Annotated in this window: 13 protein-coding genes; 6 read left to right on the top strand and 7 right to left on the bottom strand. The window is 60.5% G+C overall.

The features are described from left to right. Positions 1-29: 29 nt before the first annotated feature. The 3 genes from BM036_RS06430 (at position 30) to BM036_RS06420 (ending at position 5,845) form a co-directional block, all read left to right on the top strand. A complete protein-coding gene (locus BM036_RS06430) occupies positions 30-1,496 on the top strand; it encodes an aldehyde dehydrogenase family protein (RefSeq protein WP_091849637.1) in 1,467 nt (488 codons plus the stop codon). Positions 1,497-1,833: 337 nt separating this feature from the next. Further along, the gene (locus BM036_RS06425; protein ID WP_091849635.1) at positions 1,834-3,672 is read left to right on the top strand and encodes a flagellin N-terminal helical domain-containing protein; all 1,839 of its coding nucleotides are present in this window, start codon (positions 1,834-1,836) and stop codon (positions 3,670-3,672) included. Between the two features lie 172 nt (positions 3,673-3,844). After that, positions 3,845-5,845 carry a tetratricopeptide repeat protein gene (locus BM036_RS06420; protein ID WP_091849633.1) on the top strand — a complete coding sequence of 667 codons (2,001 nt, stop codon included), beginning with the start codon at positions 3,845-3,847 and terminating at the stop codon, positions 5,843-5,845. A 170-nt stretch (positions 5,846-6,015) separates the two neighbouring features. On the opposite strand, the gene sbcB is transcribed toward BM036_RS06420, so the two are convergent. Next, a complete protein-coding gene (gene sbcB / locus BM036_RS06415; RefSeq protein WP_091849631.1) occupies positions 6,016-7,461 on the bottom strand; it encodes an exodeoxyribonuclease I in 1,446 nt (481 codons plus the stop codon). Between the two features lie 156 nt (positions 7,462-7,617). Here sbcB and BM036_RS06410 point away from each other — a divergent pair, with 156 nt between their 5' ends. Both BM036_RS06410 and BM036_RS06405 read left to right on the top strand, forming a co-directional pair. Further along, entirely contained in the window at positions 7,618-8,724 is a 1,107-nt protein-coding gene (locus BM036_RS06410) for a response regulator (protein WP_342714393.1), read from the top strand. A gap of 20 nt (positions 8,725-8,744) precedes the next feature. Then, positions 8,745-9,704, top strand: coding sequence for a sensor domain-containing diguanylate cyclase (locus BM036_RS06405; RefSeq protein WP_091849627.1), 960 nt, complete (start codon positions 8,745-8,747; stop codon positions 9,702-9,704). On the opposite strand, the gene BM036_RS06400 is transcribed toward BM036_RS06405, so the two are convergent. From BM036_RS06400 to BM036_RS06380, 5 genes are all read right to left on the bottom strand, one after another. Continuing rightward, on the bottom strand, positions 9,696-10,796 hold the full coding sequence (locus BM036_RS06400) for a tRNA-queuosine alpha-mannosyltransferase domain-containing protein (protein WP_091849625.1): 1,101 nt from the start codon (positions 10,794-10,796) through the stop codon (positions 9,696-9,698). The two genes, BM036_RS06405 and BM036_RS06400, sit on opposite strands and share 9 nt — an antisense overlap. 113 nt (positions 10,797-10,909) lie before the next feature. Then, on the bottom strand, positions 10,910-12,637 hold the full coding sequence (locus BM036_RS06395; protein WP_091849623.1) for an alpha-amylase family glycosyl hydrolase: 1,728 nt from the start codon (positions 12,635-12,637) through the stop codon (positions 10,910-10,912). Next, entirely contained in the window at positions 12,634-13,857 is a 1,224-nt protein-coding gene (locus tag BM036_RS06390) for a glycosyltransferase family protein (protein ID WP_091849621.1), read from the bottom strand. Before BM036_RS06390 ends, BM036_RS06395 begins: the two co-directional genes overlap by 4 nt. A 55-nt stretch (positions 13,858-13,912) precedes the next feature. Continuing rightward, on the bottom strand, positions 13,913-14,719 hold the full coding sequence (locus BM036_RS06385) for an HAD-IIB family hydrolase (RefSeq protein WP_091849619.1): 807 nt from the start codon (positions 14,717-14,719) through the stop codon (positions 13,913-13,915). A gap of 4 nt (positions 14,720-14,723) precedes the next feature. Further along, a complete protein-coding gene (locus BM036_RS06380) occupies positions 14,724-15,650 on the bottom strand; it encodes a hypothetical protein (protein ID WP_091849617.1) in 927 nt (308 codons plus the stop codon). Positions 15,651-15,797: 147 nt separating this feature from the next. On the opposite strand from BM036_RS06380, the gene BM036_RS06375 reads away from it, so the two are divergent. Next, positions 15,798-17,258: a protein adenylyltransferase SelO gene (locus BM036_RS06375; protein WP_091849768.1), complete on the top strand. Its 1,461-nt coding sequence runs from the start codon at positions 15,798-15,800 to the stop codon at positions 17,256-17,258. Between the two features lie 197 nt (positions 17,259-17,455). On the opposite strand, the gene BM036_RS06370 is transcribed toward BM036_RS06375, so the two are convergent. Further along, a complete protein-coding gene (locus tag BM036_RS06370) occupies positions 17,456-18,970 on the bottom strand; it encodes a fumarate hydratase (RefSeq protein ID WP_091849615.1) in 1,515 nt (504 codons plus the stop codon). Between the last annotated feature and the right edge of the window lie 137 nt (positions 18,971-19,107).

Here is a 19,107-nt window from a genome sequence, read left to right as displayed (position 1 = left end):
TTCAGACTCAACATGAAGGAAGGTGTGCAATGGCTGACCCGTATCAGGATTTTCATCTGCAACCGCTGGCCGGTGAATGGCGCGAGGGCAGCAGTGAAACCACGCGCCCGGTGATGAACCCGTACTCCGGAGAGGAACTGGTGAGCATCCGGCTCGCCAACTCTGAAGATCTGGACAAGGCCTACCGCAAGGCCGAGGCGGCCCAGCAGGACTGGGCCAACCGGGGGCCTTCAGAGCGGTCAGCCGTGCTGCTTCGGGCCGTGTCGATCTTCGATGAGCGTAAAGAGGAGATCATCGACTGGCTGATTCGCGAATCCGGCAGCACCCGGCTGAAAGCGATGATTGAGTGGGGCAGCGCCAGGGCGATTACCCTGGAAGCGGCAAGTATGCCGGCAAGGGCGCACGGTTACACCATAGCCAGCGACATCCCAGGCAAGGACAATCTGGTTTACCGGCGCCCGTTGGGTGTGGTGGGTGTTATCAGCCCCTGGAATTTTCCGCTGCACCTGTCCCAGCGTTCGGTTGCACCAGCACTGGCCCTTGGTAACGCAGTGGTCATCAAACCTGCCAGTGATACGCCGGTAACCGGCGGGCTGCTACTGGCTCGCGTCTTCGAAGAGGCCGGGCTTCCATCGGGTGTGCTAAGTGTTGTGGTGGGTGCCGGGTCCGAGATTGGTGATGACTTCGTCGCCCACCCGGTGCCTGCGCTGATTTCCTTTACTGGCTCTACGCCCGTTGGCAAGAACATCGGTCGGATCGCCACCGGCGGTGACCATATAAAGAAGGTAGCGCTGGAGCTGGGCGGCAACAGTCCCTTTGTTGTTCTCGATGATGCTGATGTGGAGCAGGCCGCAAAGGCCGCGGTGTTCGGCAAGTTCCTGCATCAGGGCCAGATCTGCATGGCCATCAACCGCATCATTGTGGACCAGGGCCGCTACGACGAGTTCGTGGATGCCTTCGTAGCCCACGTCAAAACACTCAAAGTCGGTGATCCCTCAGACATTGAAACCGCCATCGGCCCGATCATCAATCAATCCCAGCTTGAGGGTCTGCAGCGCAAGATTGCAAGCGCGAAGGCGGAAGGGGCCACGGTGTTGCTGGAAGGCGAGGTCAGCGGGCAGATGCTCTCACCCCACGTATTCGGTGATGTCACACCCGAGATGGAACTGAGCGCCGAAGAGATCTTCGGGCCCATCGCTGGCATCCAGAAGGCCCGGGATGAACAGCATGCCCTGGAGCTTGCCAACGGCACCGAGTTCGGACTGTCCAGTGCGGTGTTCAGCGGCGACCCGGAACGCGGTCTGAACTTTGCCCGCCAGGTGCGGGCCGGGATGACCCATGTGAATGACATGCCGGTGAACGATGAGGCCGCCCTGCCCTTTGGTGGCGAGAAGAACTCGGGACTGGGACGCTTCAATGGCGACTGGGCCATCGAGGAGTTCTCAACGGTGCAGTGGGTCAGCGTGCAGCGAACACCCAGACAGTATCCGTTCTGAGGTAATGCCTGGCCTGCAAGCCCATCCGGAATCCCGGGTGGGTGCCCGGGTCTCGCGTCTCACTATTCGTTGATGCCTGAGGATCCCATCCGGGATTCTTGGCTGAAAAAGCGGCAATTCGTTTCCCTTCCTGGCGCCAGCATTCTGGCGCACCCCTCGATCTCGCTCGCACCCTGACCAAACTTTTTCTCTTATAAACAATATATTAAGCCTCCATCCATAAAACTGGCACACCCTTCGCTAGATACCCGGCAAAACGGCAATTCAACGAATTTGCGCCGGCACGGTTTCCACTCTCGGGATCACAGTCCGGCATCTCTGAGCAGGGAGAAGGGTTATGCCCCAGATCATCAATACCAACATTGCGTCGCTGAACGCACAGCGCAATCTGAATGCGTCACAGGGCGATGCCAACGTCGCGCTGGAACGGCTGTCATCCGGTCTGCGGATCAACTCTGCGAAAGACGATGCCGCCGGCCTGGCGATTTCAACACGCTTCGAATCCCAGATTACCGGTCTGAACATGGCCCAACGAAATGCCAACGACGGTATTTCCCTCGCCCAGACCGCTGAAGGCGCGTTGGACGAAGTCACCGCTAACCTTCAACGCATCCGCGAGCTCGCTGTCCAGTCAGCTAACGCAACGAACAGCCTCTCCGACCGCCAGGCACTCAACCAGGAGGTCCAGCAGCGGATTGCGGAGATTGACCGAATTGCCGCGCAGACTAGCTTTAACGGACTCAAGGTTCTGGATGGGACTTTAGGTACCCAAACTTTCCAGGTTGGCGCAAATTCCGGTGAAACCATCGGGGTGTCAGGCCTGGATGCAAAAGGGAACATGCTAGGCGGGATTCTGGCTTACACATCAGGCTTTAGCGGATACCCCGTAGCGGCCGGCGAAGAATCATCTGATCTTTCGGGCCTTACGTTTACCGGCGCAACGCCAAATGTCGGGTTCCAGGGCTCAGTTAATGGCGTCCCCATTTCGGTAACAGCAAACGACTTCTCTGGAGCTTTACCCGCACCTATCAATGGCCTTGCTGATAGCCTGAATACCCAACTGGCCGCCCAGGCAGAGCTGGAGGGCATCTCTGTTCGTGTCGAAGGGAACTCCATTGTATGGGAGAACAACACTTCTGAACCTTTGGATATTCAGGGATCGTTTTATGACGAAACGGCTCCAGCTCCCGTCAATGCGACCAACAATCCTTCTGGTCTAGTCGGAGGCTCATCTGCAGACCTTGGAATAGATATTAATTCCCTAAGCAACCTTGAAGCGGGTGTTGAGATAACCTTTGACGCAACGGTCAATACTACAACCCAATCTTTAACTGTCACACTGCCAGCGGGAGATAATTCGCCTGAAGACATTGCGGCAGCGGTTCAGCAAGAATTACGGGATAACCTTTTCGCTGATATCGACTTCCAGGTTGCTGATAACGACTTCATACTAACCAACAATACATCTGGCAGCGCGACGATTGGAATTTCCGGGTTTCAGGTAGCGCCTCAGGGTGTGGCGGTAGTCGCGCCGGACTCAGTCGAAGCAGCTACAAGTATTACCGATCGTTTCGAATCGGGAAGCGCTGACGACGCAATGGATTTCACAGCTACAGTAAATGACACTGACATCTCGATCGAAGGAGCCACTTCACTGAATGACATCATCGCCAAGATCAATGCCCAGTCAGGCGAAACTGGTGTTAAAGCCAACCTCAACTCCGATAACGACGAACTGATTTTCTCCTCCCAGTTTGGCGAGCCGTTCGAGGTATCTATAACGTCACCGCAAATACTCGATGACGTGACAGGTGACCCGGCTAATCTTGTCGACATTACGACGACCGAAGACAATGTCGTCACCATGCGACAAATCGATATTTCCAACCGTGATGGCGCTGAAGAAGCCCTGGTAGCCGTCGACTACGCTTTCGACAAGATCAACGGCTTCCGGGCAGAACTGGGTGCGGTGCAAAATCGCTTTGAGTCCACCATCGCCAACCTGAGCACCACCTCGGAGAACCTCTCGGCCTCCAACAGCCGTATCCGCGATGCAGACTTCGCGGCGGAAACAGCCGAACTGGCCCGGACCCAGGTACTGCAATCCGCCGGCCTGTCGGTACTGGCCCAGGCCAATGCCCGACCGCAGCAGGTATTGCAGTTGCTGCAGGGCTAATAGCCAACCTACTGCAGGAAAACGGCCGGCCTATGCCGGCCGTTTTCGTTTCAGACGAATAATCACCAAAACTGGCACACCCTTCGCAACATCTCCCTCAACTACCGCAATAAGCGTCAAATAACTGCAGACTATTGCCGCCCTTGCCGCGGCCGGGTCCATGAGGTGTTCCATGCAAGCACAATACAACGTCCAGCTGTCTGATTCACAAAAGGCCCAGGTGGCGCGGCTGGTGCTGAAGGCCAATGCGGCCTACGGCGAGTCCAATAACGCCCAGCGCCGTTACCTGGAGCGGGTGCAGGCCCGGCATGGTTGCCGGCAGCTTCTGGACCAGGCATTGGCGCTGGAGCCGGACCATGCCGCCGCAGTTGGCCTGCTCGGCCGGGTAGCGATGGACGAAGGTGACCTGGACCGGGCAGCCGAATTGTTCGAACAAAGCCTGGCACTGCAGCCGGAGCAGCCCCAGCAATACTGCAACCTCGGCTACTGGGCCCTGAAGGCTGAACGGCCGGTAAAGGCGGAGAACTACTTCCTGCAGGCCCTGGAGCTCGACCGGCAATCCGCCGCCGCTTTTTGCGGTGTGGCCCATGCCAGGCGGGAGCAGGGTCAGTTTGATGTCGCCTACCTGCATTACCGCAAGCTGATTCAGCTTGGGCTGGACTGGCCCAGCGTCTACAGCGGCATGCTGCAATGTGCAGCGCAGATCGAGGTACACAAGGCGGACACGGAGCTGGCGCTGGACGCCATTGCCCTGTTGCGACGGGACGAGCTGCCCCACCAGGAAATCGGTCGCTTTTGTGCAGCCATTCTGCGGCAACAATACGATCTGGATAACCCCAGTGCCGAGGTGTTCCTGGACGCTGCCGCCGACGACGAACTGCTAATCCTGGCCCTGGACAGAACCCTCATGCCAGACCCGGCCATTGAGGAGCTGGTCACGCTGCTGCGCCGGGCCATCATCGCGGAAGTGGCCCAGACCGTCTCCCTGCGGGACGAGCTGCAACCCCTGACCCTGGCCATCGCACGTTACGTGGACCGCACCGGTTACGCCTTGGTGGCTGTGGATGACGAAGAGAACCTGGTTCAGACCATCAACGACAGCATTGCCGCCCAACTGGCCATGAACGAGACGGTGGAAGCCCTGGTCGGCAGTGTGATGATCAGCGCCATGTACGGAGCCCTGTTCCATCAGCACTTTGCCACCCAGCTCGGGCAATGGTCACTGACGGACTGGCCGGCCGCACTGCAGCCGGTGATGGCCGCCAGCTATTACGACCGCGCCATGGACGAGGCCATCAAGCAGAACTTCGACGAGAAGGCCGAAGAACTCACCCTGGCCCGTACCGACGTACCCCAAGCGTGGCCCAGCTGGCAGCGCCTGGCTTATCACGCCGGTAGCAGCCTGAAGACCATTATGGCCCAGGAACTGAGACTGGACGCCTCTGCACTGCCCGGCACACTGCGCATGATGATCTGCGGCGCGCAGTCTGGCCAGCGGGCCCTGGAGCTGGCCCGTTACCTGGATGACGTGGAAGTGATCGCCGTGGACGAGTCCCTGGCCAATGTCGCCACGGCCGCCCGCCGCGCAGACGAGATGGGCCTGACCAATATCGTCTTCTGGCCCTGGTCCGTGGCCCGTCGATTTGTGGCGGATGGGCACCAGGTTCACTGGGTGGAGGTCGGCCGTCTGCCCTCTCCCGCCATGTCGGAGCTGTCTCTGGCTGCGCTGGTCAGCGATGCCACCACCGGTGGCGCAGTGGTGCATATGCACACAGCGGTGGCGGAACAGACCAAAGGCGACGAGCAGATTCGTCAGCTGATTGCCGCCCACAACCTGCAACCCACCCGGGAGACGCTGCGCCGCCTGCGTCGTATGGCGCTGAATAATGCCAATGATCCCCAGTGGCAGGACCTGTTGAAGGAGGAGGATTTCTACGGCCTCGGCGGTTGCCGCGACCGCTGGTTCCGCCCCCAGGACATCCGCCAGCTGCAAGACCTGATGGGCCTGGTGAGCAACGAGGTGGACTGGAAGCTGGTGAAGGCCCGGGACAGCGACGGCCACAGCCTGGCACTGGCGCCGGTGGCACGGCAGGTGCGCGCCGAGGCGCTGGGCAGCCAGGTGCAGAGCCTGGTGGGGCAGCCGCTGTCGGTTTATTTTCTGCGGCGTCGGTAAACGGTTTTTTGTGCGACGGAATTATTGACCCTTCGACAGGCTCAGGGCGAACGGATCCACTCCAAAGCTCCCCTTGGCTCCCGTTCGCCCTGAGCCTGTCGAAGGGCCGTGGATTGCGTAGCTAAACCTTCTCAAGAGCCCGGTTTCCGGGCCCTATCCCCACCCGGTCCCTAGAAATACGGCACAATCGACTCACCCCAAAGGTGCAATTCTTCCAGGATGTGCATCTGCTCCGGCGTAATATCCGGATTGCCCGCCAATCGCTGCAGCTCACGGCCGTAGGCCTCCATCGACAGCCACCCCTTCTTCGGCTCCATCAGGCGTTTGCGGCGGAAATCCTCCCAGCGTTCCCGCTCACCATCAATCAGGGTGCCCGGGTAATTGCGAGCGCGGTAGCGGAAAAGCAACTCCGGCAGGCGTGGGTCTTCAAAGCGAATATCCAGTTCGCCCAGGGCCTCCGGGGGCTGGCTGATCACCCAGTTGAGCTTCTCCCGGTCGGTGTTGCTGAGAAAGCCGCCGCTGTAAAGTTGCTCATCAGGGTCGGTCAGGTCGCTTTCCGGCTGGTGGCCGAAGGCTTCGGCAATCTTTTGAGACAGGCCGTCAGCGGCCCGCAGGTTGGCCAGATTCTGCCGCAGGGTTTCGCCGTCTAGTTCCAGCTGCTCCAGGCGCTCCGGGCTCAGGCTTTTGAGCATGGTGCCTGGCGCCAGTACCGGGCACTTGTTGACTTGTACCCCTTTCAGCGGAAAGCGGGTGACGCCCTCGCCCATATCCGCCTGGGCGGTGAAGACCCGTTCCCGGATCTGTTCCGCCGTGGCGTTGATCAGCTCGGTGGGGTCTTCCCGCAGGTCGTAGACGATCACCTGGTTCTTGTTGGTAGGGTGCTCTGCCACCGGCGCCACCATGGCGCAGCATCCGCGGGTAGCCGGGTACTTGGCGGAGATGTGGAACACCGGCTTCATGGTTGCCGTGTCCAGCATGGCCCGGGCAGAGTGCTTGTCCTTGTTGTTGACGACAAACTCGAACAGCTTTGGCTGCTTCTCCTTGATCAGTTTCGCCAGCGCGATGGTCGCTTCCACATCCGACATGGCATCGTGGGCAGCCTCGTGGGCGATGCCATTAGCGGCTGTGAGCTCTTCCAGGCGAAAGCTGGGGCTGCCGTCTTCCTTGCGGGGCCACTCAATGCCTTCCGGGCGTAGGGCATAGGTCAGCCGTACCATGTCGATAATGTCCCAGCGGGAGTTGCCGTTCTGCCATTCCCGGGCGTAGGGGTCCCGCAGGTTACGGTAAAGGGTGTGGCGGGTAACTTCATCGTCAAAGCGCAGGCTATTATAGCCCACCGCACAGGTGCCTGGCTGGCTGAAGGCCTCGTTGATCTGCGCGATGAATTCCGCCTCCGGGAAGCCGTTCTCGAGGGCTTTCTGAGGGGTGATACCGGTGATCAGACAGGCAATCGGGTGCGGCAGGTAATCGTCTGTCGGCTTGCAGTAGATCACCAGCGGATCTTCAATAATATTCAGGTCCGCATCGGTGCGCACGCCGGCAAACTGGGAGGGCCGGTCGTGGATGGGGTCTGCGCCGAAGGTTTCGTAGTCATGCCAGTAGAAAGTGGGGGTCACACCTGGGCTCCCGGTAGTTTTCGTCAGATGCGCGAAGTGTACCAGTTTCTCTGAACTGTGCCGTACCGCCGCTTTTGCAAAAAAAGCCAAGCGTCACGCCCAGGTTTTGCAGGCTTTAACGGTTCACCCGTTATGTACATTTTTTATCCGAGTATAATGCTCGCTCTCCCATGGGCGCTGGAGGCGCCTGATCGTCAGGCAGGGAAGGCACCATTCCGTCTTCGGGGCGAGCGTTATCCCATGAAAACCCGCATCCTCATCTGCGACGACTCGGCCATGGCCCGAAAGCAGATGGCCCGCGCCCTGCCCCGGGACTGGAAAACCGAGATCCGGTATGCCGAAAACGGCCAGGAGGCCCTGCACTTCATCCGCCAGGGTGACGCCGACCTCCTGCTGCTGGACCTGAACATGCCGGATATGGACGGCTACCAGGTGCTTGAGACCATTCGGCGTGAAGACCTGCCTGTGATGACCCTGGTGGTATCCGCCGATATCCAGCCGGAGGCCCGCAAACGGGTGACGGACCTTGGAGCCATCGACTTCGTCCGGAAGCCGGTTGAGCGAGCCCTGCTGGCTCGCCTGCTCGAACAGTTCGGTCTCTACCAGCCGGACGCCTCTGCGCCCCAGCCCCATAACCTGCCGGACGACCCCACTGCGCCGTTCAGCGTGGGACTTTCTGACTTTCTGCAGGAAGTCTCCAACGTCGCCATGGGCCAGGCGGCGGACCTGCTCGCCCGGCTGCTGAAGGTGTTCGTGCAGTTGCCTGTGCCGAAGATCACCACCGTTTATCGCAGCGAGCTTAGCATGCTGCTGTCAGCGGCCACCGAGCAGCAAGGAACCTACTCTGCCGTATGTCAGGGATTCACCGGTGCCGGCCTGGCCGGTGAAGCACTACTGCTGTTCTCGGATTCCACCATCGAGGACATGGTGCGGCTGCTGGACTATGGCGATGTGGAGTCTGACGCCCTGGATATCGAAGTACTGATGGACATGTCCAGCATTCTGTTCGGGGCGTTCCTGCGGGGCGTGGGTGAGCAGATGGATATCCACCTGGGCCTGGGCCAGCCCATGGTGCTGGGTCGCCACCGGCGTGTGGATCACCTGGTGGAGTACCACAACCAGCGCCAGGAAAAACTGATGTGCGTGGAAATCCCTTACCGCCTCGAAGGCTACGAGATTGAATGTGACCTGCTGGTGTTCCTGACCGAGGAGTCCATCCGCCAGCTGGAAACCCGGTTGCCCTTCCTGACCGGCGAAGACTGAAATGACTCACGGGAGCATGTATGGCTGAAACAACGGACGCCACCGGTTATCACAGCCTGGTTACCTTGCTGGAGTCCATCGAAGTCGGCCTGGTGGTGATCGACCTGGACTACCGGGTACAGATGTGGAACGGCTTTATGGAAAACCACAGCGGCGTCAACGCCAGCCGCCTGCTCGGACAGTCCCTGTTCGAGCAGTTTCCGGAGCTGCCCAGGGCCTGGCTAATCCGCAAGGTTCAGTCGGTGATTACCCTGAACACCCGCACCTTTACCTCCTGGGAGCAGCGCCCCTACCTGTTCCGGTTCCGTAATACCCGCCCGGTGACCGGCACTGAGGAATACATGTTCCAGAACCTGACCATCAGCCCGCTGACCGGACCGGACGGCCAGGTGGAACAGGTTTGCCTGATGATCTATGACGTTACCGACATAGCCAGCGGCCGCCGCGCCCTGGAACACGCCAACAAGCAGCTCGAGCGGCTAAGCTCCACCGATCGTCTGACCGGTCTGCTCAACCGGGGCACCTGGGAAAACCTGCTGGATGCGGAGTTCGAGCGCTACCGCCGCTATGGCCACAATACGGTGCTGGTGATGTTCGACATCGACCACTTTAAGCCTATCAATGACACCCACGGTCACCTGATCGGCGACGAGGTGATTCGAGAGGTCGCCCTTATCACCCGCGAAGCCCTGCGACAGGCGGACCGCCCGGGTCGGTACGGCGGAGAGGAATTCGCCATCATCCTGCCAGAGACCGACATCGACGGGGCACTGGTGATCTGCGAGCGTATCCGCGAAACCATCGCTGAAACGGCCGTCGAGACGGACCACGGACCGATCCACTGCACGGTAAGCATGGGGCTTGTGAAGCTGACAGATAGCGCGGAAAACTACATGCAGTGGCTGCAGCAGGCCGACGAAGCCCTTTACCGGGCCAAGAAAGCAGGCCGTAACCGCAGTGTGGTGAGCGGATCAGACTGAAGGGCCAATAATCTCCTGGATTTGCCGGCGATAGTCCACCAACAGGCGTGAGGTTCGCCAGTCTTCGGGTCTGACCGGTGCAGGCCTTTGAGCCAGCAGGGTTTGCAGGGTATCCGCCGCCGCCCGCGCCTCCGCGTGGGGGTCGTCCTCGTGGCCCTCATAGCACTGGGATTGCGGTACATACTCCGGATAGGCCAGGCGCCGGGGCGCCAGCGCCAGGCAACCGGAGGCCATGGCTTCCAGCATGGCCAGGCCCTGGAAATCATGCAGTGCGGTGCTCACTACGACATCGGCGCTCGCCAGCAACTGGTCGTAGTCCCCTCGCCGCTCCAGAAAACCCCAGTTATCCAGGTGAGTGCCAAACTCCTCCCGGACCTGGCTGAAGGCTCCGGGCTGCTGCCGGAACTGCTCCCCAACGACACTCAGGCGGAAAGGTTGCTCCCGCCGGCGCAGCTCCCTTAGCAGGTATAATAGCCGCTCCGGACCCTTGTCGTATTCCCAGCGGTGGTTCCAAAGCAGGTGCGGCACTTCCCAGTTTGGAACCGTGCTTCGTGTGACGAACAGGCGGTCATCAATCGGTACCGGTACCACCCGGGACTTCTCTTCGATGGACGCGGTCATATCCGGCGGCAGCCGGTCCGGCATCTGATCGATAAACCGGAAGGCACCGTGCAGAAAGCTGTTGCGGTTCCAGGCACTGTTGAACAGCACCCGGTCAGCGGCCAGCGCACTGTACAGATTCACCATCGCCGGCTCCACACTGGAGTGCTGGCGACCGGAATCCGGGTAGGCAAACTGGTTTTCGTGCATGTACAGGATGGATGGAGTACGAGCCAGTTGGGGGTTCAGTCCCTTAAGGGTGGCCAGGTCCACCATGGAGGTCGCCAGGATCATGTCCCAAGGCTCCTGCAACAGCGGTTCACCCAGCCAGCTCAGGGGATTGCCCCGTATCCGCCAGCGAAAGAACCGGGGCGGCAGCGCCAGCACCTGCCAGTGGTAGTCCGGCAGAGCTGCCAGTAACTGGTCCCGCCAGCGGCGGTGGCTGCCGGCGTCGTAGCCGGATAGCAACAGGATGCGTTTCGGATCTGTCATGGCGATTGCACCGTGGCCAGGATAAACGCCCCAGTGTATTCATCCCGCGACCGGTTGTCGCCCCGCTCTCTTACCCCACTCTTTAGCCCACTCTTTAGCCCCATTTTCGGGGCTCAGCGGTTCGCCAGCCACACTGCCTGGTACGGTTTCAGGGTCAGGCTACCGGAGAGGTCATCAATTTCCAGTCCGCTGATCAGGTCCCGCCAGTGGTCAGTACCGATCAGGTTGATATCCGCCAGCGCCACCTGCTGCACCTCGTCGGTGATGTTGTGGATACAGAAAATGGACTGGTCCCGCCGCATGCTCTGGCGCCAGAAGCCGAAGATTTTCAGCCCCAGGTGAAGGGTGAACTGCGTGGCGTTGGGATGAAAAGCCGGCTGTTTGCGGCGGATGGCGATCAGTCGTTTGAGCTGATGGAATACCTGGTTGTGCCGGCTCATGGGGTTGTCCAGCTCCCGCTCCAGGGTTTCCAGGTCCCACTGGCTGCGGTTGATGGAACGCAGGCGGCCGGTGTGCTCTACCCGGGCGTAGTCGTTGCCGGTTCCCAGCAGGCTGTGAATATAGAACGCGGGGAGTCCTTCCAGGGCCAGCATGATGGCATGGGCACAGAGAAACCGTTGCAGCTGCCACTGGTCCGGCCCGCTCTCCTCGGTGCCCTTCAGGGCATCCCACAGGGCAATGTTAATTTCGTAGGGCTGGTTACCACCGGCGGCCAGGCGCCGGTAGGACACCTTACCTCCGAAGGTTTCCAGGCAGTGTATCAGTGCCTGTTTCTCATCATCCGTCAGCAGGCCATCGGTAGGTCGCAACCCAATGCCATCATGGGAGGCGATAAAGTTCAGGTAGGTGGTGCCCATCTGCGCCGGGGGCATGCTCATCAGCCAGGTTTTCAGGTGGCGGCAGTTGCCGCTGACCAGGGTGTTGATCAGCAACGGGGGCAGCGAGAAGTTATAGATGACATGGGCTTCGTTGGCGTTGCCGAAGTAGGTCAGGTTCTCCCGGTTGGGCACGTTGGTTTCGGTGATCAGGATGGCTTCCGGCGTGTGGTGCTCCACCAGCAGTCGCAGCACCTTGATGATCTCATGGGTCTGCTGCAGGTGAATGCAGGACGTGCCTGGCTCCTTCCAGAGAAAGGCCACCGCATCCAGCCGGAAGATGCGCACCCCCTGCTCCAGGTAGAACCGCATGATCTGGACGAACTCGACCAGTACCTGGGGGTTGGCGAAATTCAGGTCCACCTGGTCCTCACTGAAGGTGCACCACACGTAGCGCTCACCGTCCTCGGTCTGCACCGGCACCAGCAGGGGTGAGGTGCGGGGGCGAACAACCTCACTCAGGTCCCGGGTCGGGTCCGCTTCGAAGAAATAGTCCTTGCCCGGATGCTCGCGGCGGCGGAAATTCTCGAACCAGCGGCTGCGGGCAGACATGTGGTTGATCACCAGGTCGGCCATGAGCTTGTAATCACTGGCAATGGCCCGGATATCCTCCCAGTCCCCCAGGGATTCGTTCACCGCCCGGTAGTCCATCACCGAGAAGCCATCGTCCGAACTGTACGGAAAGAATGGCAGGACATGGACACCGCTGATGGTGTCCGCCAGGCAGTCGTCGAGGAACTGCTTCAGTGTCCGCAGAGGCTTCTCCCCTGGCCGCTGCACACTGTCGCCGTAGGTGATCAGCAGAACATCGGATTCGTCCCAGTTATTCTGGTGCGCTGGCGGCCCCTGGGTATCCTCTGCCAGGCCCATGGCACCCAGAAGCCCATCCGCCAGCCACTGCACATCCAGCGCGGGGTAAATCTGCTGCAGCATGCCCGCAAGCTTGTTGGTCAGGGTATCGGTCATGGCGCGAAATCCCGGTTATCCAGCTCCACCGCTTCGACCAGTTCGTCCATCAGGTTCGGTAACGCGCTGGCCACCCGGCTCCAGCTGGGAATGAAAGGCGCGTCCATGGGGTTTTCCAGGAAGTAGTTGCCCGCATCCATCACGTTGCTGGCGAACATCTCGACAGCCTTCTCCTCCCGATGTCGGTCGATGGTCAGGCCGTTGATGAGGGCATCGTTCTGGTAGGTCTCGATAAAATCCAGGGCAATGCGGTAGTAGGTGGCCTTGATCGTGCGGAACTCCTCGGTGGAGAGCACTTCGCCGTTGGTGGCCAGTTTGCGGAACAGGGCCTTGCAGATGTCCAGGCTCATCTTGGACAGGCCTTTACTGGCGTCATCCGGTGACAGGTCCTGGTGCTTGTGGTCATAGTTATCCGCGATGTCCACCTGACAGATCCGGTTGGTGGCGTAGTTGCGGCGCATCTCCGACAGCACTCCGATTTCCAGGCCCCAGTCACTGGGGATCCTCAGGTCGGTGATCACGTCCCTTCGCAGGGAGAACTCCCCGGCCAGGGGGTAACGGAAGCTGTCCATGTAATCCAGGAAGTCCCGCTGCCCGCACACCTTCTTCAGGGCCCGCAGCAACGGCGTCACCAGCAGGCGACTGACCCGTCCATTCATGCTGCTGTCGGATATCCGGGCGTAGTAACCCTTGCAGAACATATAGTTGAACGACGGATTGGCCACCGGATAGATCAGCCGGGCCAGCAGGTCGCGGGAATAGGTGAGAATATCGCAGTCATGCAGGGCAATGGATTTGACCTGGCCGGAGGCCAGCATATATCCGAAGCAGAACCAGACATTGCGCCCCTTGCCCATCTCGGATGGCGCCAGGCCCTGCTCCCGAAGTTTTTCATCGATGGCCTTCAGCCTGGGCCCGTCGTTCCAGAGTACCTTGACGTTCTGGGGCAGGCCCGAGAAGTACTCCATGGCATGGCGATACTGGCCTTCATCGGCACGGTCCAGCCCGATGACAATCTGGTCCAGGTAGGGCACCGCCTTGAGCTCTTCAACGATATTGGCCAGGGCCGGGCCTTCCAGTTCGGAATAGAGGGAAGGCAATACCAGGCCCATAGGGCGGGTTTTACTGAAGGTGAGCAGCTCCCGCTCCAGGTCCTCCACCGGTCGGCGGGTCAGATTATGCAGTGTGGTGACAATACCATTCTGGTAGAAATCCCCCATGCGGGCTCTCCTTGTTGTGATCGAGGGTGATTGAGGGTCATTGCCGGGCTGTCACTCAGTGGTCGTCGTAGCTCTGAAGGATGTCCAGTACACACTGGTTCCAGCCCAACGGGCCTGGCTGTTGCGACCGGATGACCCGGTGACCTGGCGGCAGCTCGATCCGGTTTGCGCCGGGGCCTGCCATGACCACTGCAAGGTCCGCGCCAGCAAGCATGGCCTGGTCGTTGGGGCTGTCCCCCAGGGCCACGGTTTGCCAGCTCCTGCCTGGCCAGCGGGTACGGTAGCGTTGGGTCAGTTGTGCCATGGCATCCGCCTTGTCGAACTGGCCCATCACGTGGAGAAAACGCCCCCCGGCGAGCAGCTGAAGTCCTGCAGCCTCCAGGGCCAGCCGAAAGGCCGCCAGGTCTGCCTCCGAGCCCTGCCAGAGCAATGGTTCCGTGGCAACCCGGTCCCTGGCCTTACCGGCGCCGTTCAGGTCCAGCCCGGTGTGATTGGCGACGTCTGCATCCGTCATATCCGCAAAGCCGGTAAACCGGAAACCCTGCCCCCTGAGCCGTCGCAGATGGGTGAGGATGTCAACACGGCCGGCCCCCAGGCAGGTGACCTGTTCCGGCCCTGCCTCGAAGTAGTCCTTCGGTATCACCGTGGCGGCGCCGTTCTCCACGATAAAGGGGTGGTGATTACCCATCGCTCGCCGAAGCGCTTCCATTTCCCCCCGGGTCTTGCTGGACGTCAGTACCAGCGGGACTTCCAGTGCCGCCAGCTGCTTCAGTGCAGGCTGTGCCGGCGACCAGTCGTAGGTGTCATGGTCCAGGAGCGTACCGTCCAGGTCGCTGAACAGGATCAGTGCCGGCCCAAACATGGCCTCAGGCCCGGGTCAGGGTGTGGTCTTCGTCCAACTCCAGCAGCACGTCTGCCCGGGCGGGCATCTCGTCCAGGCAGTGCCGGGTGATACGTTCGTAGTGCATGACAAAGCGTTCCAGTTCGGCATCTCCCATAATGCGCACTTGTGGTGCGGGCCGGCCACTTTCTTCGCCCACTTTCGGTGCAGCCCGGTAGCGCTCCGCCAGCTTGTGCTCCTGTTCGGTGCGCCAGCGTTTTACCGCATCGAACGACGGCGCCTTCATCATGATCAGCAGGTCCAGGCGCTCGAAGAAATCCTTGTAAGGACCGTCCAGCTGCTGGTTGACGTAACGCCGCCAGCGGCCGTCGGCATCGTCGTTCCTTTCCAGGTCGTTTAATGGCGTAGCGAGTTTTTCCTCAGACTGGGGCAATGCCCCAAGACACCAGCCTTCCACCAGGATGATCTCCGGATGGCCGATAAACAGGGGCCAGTTCTCCTCCGGCTCCCGGTCGTCCAGGGCCTTGTTGAAAACCGGCATGGGGGTGCGGGATCCGGCGTTGGCGGCCACCAGTTCATCCAATACCCTGTTGCCGAGCGGCAGGTCATGGGTGCCTGGAACGCCGCGGGTAGCCAGCATCGGGTGGACCTCACTGGCCAGCTCACTGCGGGTCTCCCGGGTATGGTAGATGTCATCCAGTGACAGGCTTGCGGTAGGACAGCGGTAGCGATAAGCGAGCAATACCCGCAAGAAATCCGTCAGGGTGGATTTGCCGGTGCCCTGGGCACCGTGGATGCCCACGACCAGGGGTGTGTCCGAGTCCTTGCTGGCCTGATAGAGTGACAGGGCAAGGGGCTCGATTATATCGCTGACGGTACGGCGGTATTCCGGCGGTAACCGGTGCTGGTTCATCAGGGCTTCGAGGGCATCATCGGTATCTGTGTTCGGCATGGCTTCGGCTCCAGGCGTTTACGTCTTCCTGTAGAAAAGCAGGTTCCGTACCAGCGACCCCGTTTGCCCCGGTACTTGCACCAGTAGTACATCCACCAGTATAGGAGGAGAATGGCCTACAGCCAGTCGGCACCGGCCAGTTCCCTTATGACAGCATTCAGCGGCATACAGACAACCCGGCGGTACCTCGAATTACCAGATACCTTCTACAGTCATGTCCAGCCAACACCCCTGCGGGGCAACGTCAGACTGGTGCATTTCAACAAGGACCTGGCCGGGGAAATGGGGCTGTCGGTGGATTCCCCGGAAGACTGGGCCGAGATCGGCGCTGGCCGTGCCTTACTGGAAGGCATGGAGCCGGTGGCCATGAAGTACACCGGCCACCAGTTCGGCATGTACAACCCGGAGCTTGGGGACGGCCGTGGCCTTCTGCTGTGGGAGACACAGGACCCGGACGGCCGCATTCGGGACTGGCACCTGAAGGGCGCTGGCCAGACCCCCTACTCCCGCTTTGGCGATGGGCGGGCGGTGCTGCGCTCGACCATCCGCGAATACCTGTGCAGCGAAGCGATGTATTACCTGGGCATTCCGACGACCCGGGCCCTGTTCCTGGTGTCATCCAACGAGCCGGTACGTCGGGAAACCATCGAGACTGCAGCTGCCCTGGTGCGGGTAGCCGATACCCATATCCGCTTTGGCCACTTCGAATACGCGGCCAACCACCTGGGGCCGGAGGCGGTCAGGACCCTGGCGGATCACACCATTGGCTATCACTTTCCGGATCTGGCCGAGCTGCCGGCAGCCGAGCGATATCCGGCCTTCTTTGGCGAAGTGGTACGCCGTACCGCCCGAACGATTTCACAATGGCAGGTAGTGGGCTTCTGCCACGGGGTGATGAACTCCGACAACATGTCGATCATCGGCGACACCTTCGATTACGGACCCTATGCGTTCCTTGATGACTTCGACGCCCGCTATATCTGCAACCACACCGACCAGGGCGGTCGCTATGCCTATAACCGCCAGCCCGAAATCGGCTTCATCAACTGTCAGTACCTGGCCCATGCGCTGTCGTCGCTGATCGATACGGACGACCTTCGCCGGAGCATGCGGGAATACGAAACCACGTACAACAGCGTGTTCCCGGCCCTGATGCGGGAGAAACTCGGCTTGTCCGGAGAGGCAGAGGACGACCAGGGCCTGATCATGGACACCTTCAGCATGCTCCATGAACACAGCGTGGACTACACCCGGTTCTTCCGCGGCCTGTCCACCCTTCCCTCCCGGGGACCGGGACCGGTGCGGGACCTGTTTGTGGACCGCAGCGTGGCGGATGCCTGGCTGGAACGATATGAACGACGCCTTGAGAGCGAATCACTGACGCCTGAAGAACGGGAGCGGGCCATGTGCCGGGTGAACCCGAAATACATACTGCGGAACTACCTGGCCCAGCAGGTGATTGAAGCGGCGCGGGAGGGTGACTACGCGCCACTGGACGAATTGCTGACGGTACTGAAACAGCCCTTTGACGAACAGCCGGAGTACGTGCGCTATGCCCAGGTGCCACCGGACTGGGGGCGGCGTATGAGTATCAGTTGCTCTTCGTGAACCGAGGTAAACGGATTTATGGACTATTTCGCCACGGCATCACGCCCTTCGACAGGCTCAGGGCGAACGGTCATTCCAATCCGCTCATCCTGAGCCTCCCCCAGCGTTCCGGCAAACTCCGTTCACCCTGAGCTTGTCGAAGGGTCCCGGTAAGTGCCGTTCACCCTGAGCCCGTCGAAGGGTGCATCAGCTAAGATTCAAACCGCCTTGGCAGCAATGATCTTGTCGTGCCACTCCACCGGGCCGGTCTGGTGTACAGACGTACCACGGGAGTCCACCGCGACGGTGACCGGCATATCCTCTACCTCGAACTCGTAGATGGCTTCCATACCCAGTTCCGGGAAGGCAACCACTTCCGCTTTCTTGATGGCCTTGGAGACCAGGTAGGCAGAGCCGCCAACGGCCATCAGGTAGACCGCACCAAATTCACGGATGGCATCGATGGCCACCTGGCCACGCTCTGCCTTGCCGATCATGCCGGTCAGGCCAGTTTTCTCAAGCATGGTGCGGGTGAACTTGTCCATCCGGGTGGCTGTAGTGGGGCCGGCCGGGCCAACCACTTCTTCGCGTACCGGGTCTACCGGACCCACGTAGTAGATAAAGCGGCCCTTAAGGTCCACCGGCAGCTCTTCGCCCTTCTCGATCATGTCGACCATCTTCTTGTGGGCGGCATCACGACCGGTGAGCATCTTGCCGGAGAGCAGCACGGTTTCACCCGGCTGCCAGTCCTTCACGTCTTCCGGAGTCACCGTATCCAGGTTCACGCGGCGCACGTTCTCGCCGACTTCCCAGGTGATTTCCGGCCAGTCGTCCAGGCTCGGGGGTGTCTGCAATGACGGGCCGGAACCATCCAGCACGAAGTGCGCATGGCGGGTGGCGGCACAGTTGGGGATGATAGCGACGGGCTTGTTCGCCGCGTGGGTGGGATAGTCCTTCACCTTCACGTCCAGCACGGTGGTCAGGCCACCCAGGCCCTGGGCGCCAATGCCCAGCTCGTTGACTTTCTCGAATAGCTCCAGGCGCAGCTCCTCAGCCCGGTTGGACGCACCGCGAGCCTGCAGGTCGTGGATATCGATGGGCTCCAGCAGGGATTCCTTGGCCAGCTCCATTGCCTTCTCGGCGGTACCGCCAATACCAATGCCCAGCATGCCCGGCGGACACCAGCCGGCGCCCATCTGCGGAACCATCTTCAGCACCCAGTCCACAACCGAGTCAGACGGGTTCAGCATGGCAAACTTGGACTTGGCCTCGGACCCGCCGCCCTTGGCCGCTACGTGCACCTCTACGGTGTTACCGGGCACCATCTTGTAGTGGATGATGGCCGGCGTATTGTCCTTGGTGTTCTCCCGCTTGCCGTCCGGGTCCGCCAGTACGGAAGCCCGCAGCACGTTGTCCGGATGGGTGTAGGCGCGGCGAACACCTTCGTTGATGACATCATCCAGCGGCTGGTCGCATTCGAACTTTACGTCCATACCGATATTGACGAATACGGTAACGATGCCGGTGTCCTGGCAGATAGGGCGGTGACCCTGGGCGCACATGCGGGAGTTGATGAGGATCTGCGCCATGGCATCCTTGGCCGCCTGGGACTCTTCCTTCTGGTAGGCCTCGTATACGCCCTGGATAAAGTCCTTGGGGTGGTAGTAGGAAATGAACTGCAGCGCGTCCGCTACGCTTTCGATCAGGTCGTCCTGGCGGATTACGGTGGTCATAGGCGTCTCATCAGTTTTTCGGTTGTTCGGTTGGAAGCGCGGCCGGCGAGAGTCAGGAGGGCGCGCCACAAAAACGGCGCACAGTTTACCAGCCGGGTCAGGTTTTATACAGATACCTTGCTACTTTGCATCTGCCC

The sequence above is a fragment of the Marinobacter segnicrescens genome (genome assembly GCF_900111555.1).
Lineage (GTDB): Bacteria > Pseudomonadota > Gammaproteobacteria > Pseudomonadales > Oleiphilaceae > Marinobacter > Marinobacter segnicrescens.
This window is presented reverse-complemented; position numbering and strand designations above follow the sequence as displayed.